We start from the raw sequence: 1916 nt of genomic DNA, 5'->3' as shown, positions 1-1916 counted from the left end.
GTCCAGATCCGGGCGCCGGGGGTGGGGTCGGGTTCGGGCGGCCTGACCTGCTGGAGGAGGGCCTTGATGCCGTCGATGCGATCCTCGTCCTCGTGCAGGACGAAGGCGAGTTCGGGTTCCGACTGCTCGGCGATGGTGTAGACGGCGCACCAACTGGCGAGGGTGGGGACGGTCATCTGGGCCATGAGGGCCAGGGTCTGGTCGCGTTCCAGGGTGCCGGCGAGCAGGTCGGAGGCTTCGACGAGGAAGGAGAGCGAGCCGCGGCGGAGCCGTTCGAGTTCGGTGAGGCGGGCGCTCTCGACGGCCAGGGCGATCCGGTCGGCGGCGAACTGGAGGCGGAGCGCTTCCTGGTTGGTGTAGCGGCCCGGTGCTTCGGCGGCGACGCCGACGGAGCCGGTGAGGCGGCCTTCGACCTTCAGCGGGACGGTGACGACAGATCGCATGCCGGTGCCGGACAGCAGCGGTACGGCGCCGGGTACGGCGGTGAGGTCCTCGTGGACGGCGGGCATGCGGGCGCTGCCGTAACGGCCGGTGCCGGCCTCGACGGGGACGCGGCCGAAGCGCTGGCGGCCGGAGGGCAGGCCGGTGGAGGCGCGCACTTCGAGTTCGGTCTCGTCGTCGGTGGCGAGCAGCAGGTAGGCGGCGTCGCCGTCGAGCATGTCGCGGGCGCGTTCCACGGTGCGCTGGAGGAGGCCGTCGAGGTCGTCGGGGGCGGGGGAGCCGATGAAGACCTCGAACGCGTCGGTGGCCTTGCCGCGTTGGGAGGCGTGGGCGTCGGTGCCGGTGGAGCCGCGGTTGGGCGACTGGAGGACGGCGCGCTCCTCGGCGCGTACCAGCAGGCACACCGTGGACGGCTCGCCGGCGGTGTCGCGGACCCGCAGGTGGGAGCCGTAGACGGACAGGACGCGGCCGCCTGCGTCGCGTAGCCCGTATGTGCCTTCCCAGCGGGAGAGTTGGAGGGCGTCGGCGAGGCCGATGCCGGTGCCGGGGGTCTGTGGCCAGGCGGCGAGGTCGGCGAGAGACTTGCCGACGATGCCGGTGGCGGTGTGGCCGAAGAGGTCGGTGGCGTCGTCGTTCCACCGGGTGATGGCGCCGGCGCGGTCGACCTGGACGACGGCGACGCGGACCCGCTCGTCGGCGACGGGGAGGTCGGCGGTGGGCAGCACGGGGCCGGCGGAGCGGGTGCCGGTGGGGCGCTGGGGCAGTTCGAGTTGGAACCAGACGTACTTTCCGGCCGCGGAGTACTCCACGCCCCAGCGGCTGGCCAGGGCGGAGCAGAGCAGCAGGCCGCGGCCGCCTTCGTTGTCGGTCTCGCGGAACTGGCGGCCGCGGGTCTGCATGGGGACTTCGCGCTCGGGATAGTGGTCGGCGACCTCGACGCGGACCGCGGTGTCGTACCGCAGGCACTGCACGTCGGCGGCGGTGCCGGCGTGCACCACCGCGTTGGTGACCAGCTCGCTGGTCAGGACGACGGCGTCGTCGACCACGTCCGCGAAGCCCCAGCCGTGCAGGGTGTCGCGGACGAAGGCGCGGGCGACCGCGACCGACCGTCCCACCGGTTCGAAGGTGGCCGCTGCCCGCGCCGTGATCACCGATCTCCTCATGGTTCGTGTCCGCACGGGCGCGCTGCCCGCTGCTGCCGGTGCGTCGCCGTGTTGCTGGAACGTCACCCGGCGGCCCCCCTGCGTGTGCGCCTGTCGGGAGGTGGGACCCCCCCGGCTACGGCAGTACCGTTCACGTTACCTACCCACACCGACCGTGTGTGCGCCGGTTACCCGTGTTTCCACCCCGATCGTGGTCGCAGTTCCACCGATGCTGCCGAACTGTTACGGGAGGGGTGGGCCGTAGTGAAACACTGGGCATGTTCTGAAGGTTGCAAGCTTGCTCATCTGCGGGTCGGTCGACCCTCCGGGAGG

The 1916-nt window shown here is 72.2% G+C and carries 1 protein-coding gene; it reads right to left on the bottom strand.

Annotated elements, in window-relative coordinates:
* Positions 1-1592, bottom strand: a 1592-nt coding sequence (locus AC13HU_RS36410) for a GAF domain-containing protein (protein ID WP_483046278.1), incomplete at its 3' end; no start/stop codon positions are given.
* Between the last annotated feature and the right edge of the window lie 324 nt (positions 1593-1916).

It is taken from the genome of Streptomyces sp. NH27 (genome assembly GCF_056859195.1).
Note: the sequence above shows the minus strand (reverse complement) of the source record. Positions and strands in the feature narration are given on the sequence as shown.